This is a genomic window from Mizugakiibacter sp., assembly GCF_039680435.1.
Lineage (GTDB): Bacteria > Pseudomonadota > Gammaproteobacteria > Xanthomonadales > Rhodanobacteraceae > Mizugakiibacter.
This window is the reverse complement of the sequence record NZ_JBDKSX010000055.1, coordinates 1-6,066: the sequence shown is the minus strand read 5'-3', so window position 1 is coordinate 6,066 and position 6,066 is coordinate 1. Positions and strand designations below refer to the sequence as shown.

The window sequence follows — 6,066 nt, the reverse complement described above, 5'->3', positions numbered from 1 at the left end:
CTGCTGATCCTGTATCTGGTTCCGCTGCACGCCCAAGGCGCCCATGAGCAGATCGAGACGCCGGTCCTGGTCTCTCTGCTGCTGCATCTGGACAAGCTGCTGCACGCGCGCGCGCTCGGTTTCCGCCTCGTCCCGTGCCGTCAGATAGGAATCTGCACCCGTCGAGGCCGCCGCCGACACACCCGCGAGGAAGTTGCCCGGCGTCGTGGCCATCGCGGTCGATGCCTGCGCCAGCGCGCGGGCGATGTTCTGGCGCTTCACCTTTTCGGGGTTCACCGTCTCGAGGAGCTCCTGCTGCCAGGGGGCGGCGGGAGCGTCGAGGGCGGTCTGCGTCTGCCCCATGATCGAGGCGATCAGGTCGTTAATGCCGGGCATGGTCTACCTCAGACAAAGGTGTTCTTGATGAGATCCATCTGGCTTTGGTTGCCAGACGTGATTCCGGGCTGCTGCTGCTGGGCCATGGCGGCGAGAAGCTGGGCCATGAGGTCGTTGTAGGCCGACGGCGGGGGCGGCTGCTGGGGCTCACGCGGGTTGCGCTCGCCGGTCATGGCCGGGAAGTTGCCGAAGCCGTCGGGGTTGGTCATGTCGCCGCTGATGATGGCCTGCAGGACGCGGCCCGGCAGTCCCCGCGCACCCTCCCGCGCGTTGTCGCGGTCATAGCGGAAGCGCTGCACGGCCTCGCCCACGGTCTGCGGGCGGCGGTCGTCCTGCGAGGGCGAGACGAAATCGCCCTGCGAGGGGGATTCTGAAACCGGCTCCTGCGACTGCTGCCGATCGAGGTATGTGGCGCGGTAGCCGGGCGGCAGGCTCTCGTTGGCGAAGTTCGAGAACGGATACGGGCGTGGCGCCGGGGCGTCCTGGCCGGGAATGTCGATTTCCATCGGGCCGCCCATCGGCTGGATCGTGGCGTCGGTCGGGATGCTCAAGGTCTGGCCTGGCGCGATCCTGTTCGGGTTGCTGATGCCGTTCGCCTCGGCGATGGCTTGGACCGTCGTGCCGTTCTTCGCGGCGATCTTGGAGAGGGTATCGCCGCGCTGCACGGTGTAGGCGTTCTGCATGCCAGCGGGGGCGACCGTGCGGGCGTCGGGGTTGGCGAAGACGCCGCCGATGTCGGCACCCGTCACGCCGTCGGCGCCGGGATACGGCATGGAGCCGTCGGCAACGGGGCCGCGCAAGTCGGGCGGGCGAGCCGTCGGGCGCGGAGCAGGCTGCGCGGTGCGCGTGCCGGGAGTGCCGGGAGTGCCAGGCATGGACGGCGCAACGCGGTCGGCGATCTTCGGCGCACGCGGCGCCATCGCTCCGGTCTGCACCCTGCTCAAGATGTTGTTCATCGCCGCGTGCTGCGTGGCAGGGAAACCGCGCTGCGGATCGGCGAAGGCCCCGGGTTCGACGGTTCCGACCCGGGGGCCGACAAATCCGATGGGGTCGCGCGCAATGGCTTGCTGAACGGTCGGGCCGGTCGGCTGCATGCCCATGAGCGAGCCGGTCAGGGTGTCGCCCTGATAGGTCAGACCGGGCGGCACCCGGCCGGGATTGCCGGCGGTGAGGCCGGGAACATTGGCGGTCATCGTGCCGGGCATGGGGCCACGGGCCGGAAGACCGATGCCAAGGGCGTCCCTCTGCAGGGAGACTTCGCGCGACACGTCGAAGGGGTTGCGGGCGACGACGAGCCGGCCATCGTTGGCTCTGGCGCGCTGTTGCTGCGTTTCCCTGGTGACATCGAAGGGGTTGCGAGCGATGACGCCGCGCTGGTCGTTCAGCCGGGCGCGCTCCTGCTGCACTTCCTTCGTGCGGTCGAAGGGATTCCGCGAAATCATCCCCGGCTGCATGCGCGTCCCGTCGGGATTGAAGCCCCTGGCCGCCAGCGCGCGCTGCACGGATGCGGGCACGCCAGCCGGGTTCGTCCAGCCGCTGCCAGCCTTCACGGTCGGGCCGGGCGTTCTGCCGGTCGAGGGGGCGGTGCGCGCGGGCGCGGCAAGGACGCCGCCGGTCGGGTTCCTGGCGGCCTCTGCCGCGCTGCGGATGAAGCCCTGCGTCACCGACGGCTTCGGCGCTGCAGCAGGCGTGACCTTGTTCACGGCCGTCTGCCGGGATCCCGCAAGGTTGCTGCCTGCGGTGTAGCTCTGCAGCTTGGTCGTCGGCGCCTTGATCGAGGAGGCCTTGGCCGGGCCGGTGCCAGCGCCGGGGCGCTGCGTGGACGCGCCGCCGCCCTTGCTGCCGATCTGCCCGCTGCCGGTCTTGGGGGCGCTGCTGGGGGCCTTGCCGCTGGACGGCGCGGTGCGGCTGGGTGCGCTGGTCGGGCCGCGGCTGGGGCCGCCGGTCGAGGTCCTGCCGCTGCTGGCGCCGCCGGCGCCCGCTGCCGATGACGGCGCGGTGCGGACGGGGGCGGAAAGCGAGCCGCCGCCGGGGCCCTTTGAGCCGCCGCCGCCGCCGAAAGAGGCGCTGTTCTGAGACTTGGTCGTGCCGGTCTTGGTAGCCATGTGCGTGCCCCTTCCCTAGATGAACAGGCTGGCGAGGTTGCCGACGGTGCCGAGGATCTGCCCGGCCGTGGACGGGCCCGGCGTCGTGTTCCTCGACGACTCCGTGACCGTGCGGCCATAGGGCGACTGGTTGAGGCCCGAGACGAGAAGGTTGAACTGCTCGAGCGGGTAGTCGCGCTGCGCGAGGAAGTCCTGGTAGCCGAGCTCCATCGACCGCTGATCGAGCGCCTGCTGGTTGGAGCCCGAGCGGTAGAGCGCGTCGATGTACTCGAGGAATGCCTGCTGCTGCTGCTGGTTCATGTTCAGGTTGTTGAACAGGTTCCCGATGTCGAACTGCCGCAAGCCCTGCGCGTTGTCGTAGGCCGATGCGTAGGCTTCCGCCGAAGCGTCGCCCATGGCCTGGATGCCCCTCTCCTCGATCTGCGCGTCGGCGATGCCGTGCCGCGCGTCACCGAAGGCGCCGGCCTGGTGGGCGCTCATGTTCGAGTTCCACTGGCGGCTCATGTCGGTGGCCTGCCGGATGCGCTGCTGGGTGCGGTTCAGCACCTGGTCGACGTAGGGGCTCATGTAGGCGTCGATCGAGCCGCCGGGGCCGATGTCGTCGATGAGGCGCGGCGCCTTGAAGGGTTCTGCTCCCGCTGACGCCTTGGGGGCGAAGTTCCGCAGCATGCCCATGGCGTTGTTCTGGTCGCCCGAGAAGTCCGCGATGCGCTGGAACGGATAGGGCGTGTAGGGCCGCGAGGCGAGGCTTTGCGCCGTCCTGTAGTTGGTCTGCGCGGCGTTATCGACCCAGGCAGGCAGTTGCACGTTGCTCGTCGTGGACGACTTCGTGGTCTGATTGCTCGAGCCGAACAGGTTATCGAGGAAACTCATGGCAGGCCTCTCTTGCGGGAAGGGGCGATCAGCGGCGGCCGATCATGTTGAGGTAGTCGATGAGCTGTTGCTCGGTGGTGCCCTGCGCGGAGCGCGACCATGGCGCGATGGGGCGCGGCACGATGGGCGGCGGTGCGGTCGGCCTTGGCGTCGGCTTCGGAGCAGCCGCGGCGGGCTTGGGTGCCGCCGTCGGCGTCGTGGGCTTGGGCGGTGTGGCCGGCGTCGTCGGTGCAGATCCCGTAGGGTTCCAGTTCTGCGGCACGCCCACAGGCGACATGGCCGCGATCGGCGCCATGCCGCCCTGCATCGACTGCCGGAAGAACGTCGCCTCGCCATAGCCCGGCGTGCGCCCGTAGGTTCTCATGTCCGGATTGTTGATGGCCGGAAGGTTGCTGCCGAACGCGCCCTGCTGCACGCCGCCGACAGGGCCGCCCGGCATCGCCATCTGCCCGGCATTGGCCGAAAGCTGGCGCAGGAGCTCCGTCACGTTGGCGGGCGTCTGCGTCTGCCACGACTCGACGGGCTTGGGCGCGGGTGCGGGAGCGGGATTGCCGGTGAACTGGCTCAACAGCCCCGAAAGTCCATTGTTGTAATACTGGACCGGGCGGCCATTGAATGTGTCAGGCTGGAATGGGGTGCCAGACATGATGTTGAGGGGGTGGATCATCTTACTAGCTCCTCTTCATGCCCCGATTACGGAGGTCGTCGATCAGGGTGCAAAGCACGTTGGCGATGTCGCCGGTCGTTGCGGTTCCGGCATTGAGGGTCCGCGTTGCCGTGAAATTCGTGACGGTGAAGTCCGCGGCGACCGCCGACAGATCCTCTTGGCTTGCGCGCTCGAGCTCGGCAAAGCAGCTTTCGACCCAATCCCGCCAGATCTTGTCGGAGCGGAGATTGGGGCGTCCAAGCGATACAGGGCGCATCAGTCGTTCCTCTTCGTGCCGGTGCCCGCAACCTCGATCCGCTGCGCGCCGAGCCGGAAGTCGCCGCCCAGCACATCGGTCTGCGAGAGCTTGAGTTTCACCTGGCGGCCGAAGTGACGGGTGTCGATGATCGTGTCGCCCGGGGCGATCTGCTTCGTCACGACGTCGAGGTTGGCCGTGTCTTCCGGCAAGTCGCGCGACGTGAACGTGAGCTCGATGTCGCCAGTCTGGCGCTTCATGTCCGGAATGTAGCCGTCGATGTTGAGCCCCACGTTGCCGCTTTCGAGGTCGAGAAAGCCCGTCTCGAGAGCCCAATCCAGCGCCACGCCGTCGGCATCGAGGCCGGTTTCGTGCTGGTAGATGACGCCGGTCGCGTCGGTGCCGAAGATCGTGATCTTGCCCAGGGTGTCGCACAGCCCGAACGCGGTGCGCTCCATGGGGCCTTCGTGCCAATCCCATGTGTCGAGGCTGACGAACACATAGCGGTTGGTTTCGGTGCTGCCGGTCGAGGGATAGAGCCACCACACTTCGCGGAACTCGGCATTGAAGTAGCAATGGATCTTGAACCGCTGCTCGTCGTTCATGCGCTTGAAGATTTCGTCGATTTCCTCGGAGCGCGGGATTTCCGAAATCTGGCCGCCGTACATGTAGAAGCCGGTCGGGCTCCACCAGAAGGCGATGCCATCCGCGACTGTGAAGGCCGCCGGGCCGATAAGTCCGCAGTTGGTGGCGATGGTGCGCGTCGAATAGACCGTGTTCTGTGCGTTGAACTGCATGAGCACGACGGCGGTGTCGGACCAGACGAGGTTGATGCCCTGCGCCAGGCGAGAACCGGCGATCAGGCGGTTGCCATCCTGCAGCCGGCGGATGTTAGCGGTGTTGGCCTCGCCGGGCGTCCAGACGGTGTTGTCGTCGTCGTCGCACCACTTCATCAGCATCAGGTCGCCGTCGGCGCCCAGCACGACGACGATCCGCTCCGACGTCACGAACATGTAAAGGCCGCTGGTCGGCGAATTCGCCACCACGGCGGCGCGGTTGGCCGGGTTGTTCTGCCACTGGTAAAGCCGCCCGCCCGACGGCAGGGCAAGAAGATACTCGCCGTAGCGGTCGAGGGACCAATAGCGCGGAAGCTGAACGAAGGTGACGGAGGTCCGCTCAGTGCCCCATGTGCCCTCGCCCCAGCGCCCCAGGCCCCAGCCGCCGCCCGAGGTCACGTTGGCATTCCCGGCCTCGAGCTCGTAGGAGAAGGCGACCGAACCGCCGCCAGGCCCTGCGGTCGAGGACGCGGCAGACGAGTGGACGATCGTGAAGTTGTCCGCGTCGACGACGCTGGCGACTTGGTGCTCGCCGTTGATGGTGATGCCACCAACGGCGGAAGCGCCAGAGAAGTTCACATACTGACCGACGACGACGCTATGCGCGGCGTCGGCGACATTGACGATGGCCGAACCGCTGGTCGTCGAGAACGGGTTGGTGAGCGTTCCCGTCGACTCGAAGGGCGTGATGTTCGAGCGCGCCTTGTCCTGGTCATAGACCCACAGGCGATCGACGCAGCCGAATGCGTGCCAGACATTGAAGCTGAAATCCTGCCAGCACAGGAGCGACCGGCAGATGCCGGTGAGTTCCTCGCCCGGCGTGTTCCACTGTTCCCAGCCGCCGATCTTCTCGGGCTGGCCGTCCTTGAAGCGCACACCTTCCGCAAGCGTGTAGCGGCCCTGCGCCTCGTATTCAGTCTGGTTGAGAACCACTCCGGACGCGATGGGCAGCGGGATCTTGCGCGCTTCTGGCAT

6 protein-coding genes are annotated in these 6,066 nt (G+C 67.5%); all 6 read right to left on the bottom strand.

Annotated elements, in window-relative coordinates; translation table 11 throughout:
• Positions 1 to 375 (bottom strand): hypothetical protein (locus ABFC67_RS05965; RefSeq protein ID WP_346737128.1); only part of this gene is annotated, 375 nt, incomplete at its 3' end.
• Between the two features lie 8 nt (positions 376 to 383).
• Positions 384 to 2,480 (bottom strand): LysM peptidoglycan-binding domain-containing protein, encoded by a 2,097-nt coding sequence (locus ABFC67_RS05960; protein WP_346737127.1) that lies wholly within the window; start codon positions 2,478 to 2,480, stop codon positions 384 to 386.
• A 15-nt stretch (positions 2,481 to 2,495) separates the two neighbouring features.
• On the bottom strand, positions 2,496 to 3,353 hold the full coding sequence (locus ABFC67_RS05955; RefSeq protein WP_346737126.1) for a hypothetical protein: 858 nt from the start codon (positions 3,351 to 3,353) through the stop codon (positions 2,496 to 2,498).
• A gap of 28 nt (positions 3,354 to 3,381) precedes the next feature.
• Positions 3,382 to 4,020: a hypothetical protein gene (locus ABFC67_RS05950; RefSeq protein ID WP_346737125.1), complete on the bottom strand. Its 639-nt coding sequence runs from the start codon at positions 4,018 to 4,020 to the stop codon at positions 3,382 to 3,384.
• Between the two features lie 4 nt (positions 4,021 to 4,024).
• On the bottom strand, positions 4,025 to 4,276 hold the full coding sequence (locus tag ABFC67_RS05945; RefSeq protein WP_346737124.1) for a hypothetical protein: 252 nt from the start codon (positions 4,274 to 4,276) through the stop codon (positions 4,025 to 4,027).
• On the bottom strand, positions 4,276 to 6,066 hold a 1,791-nt coding region (locus tag ABFC67_RS05940; protein ID WP_346737123.1), incomplete at its 5' end, for a hypothetical protein. The genes ABFC67_RS05940 and ABFC67_RS05945, both read right to left, overlap by 1 nt.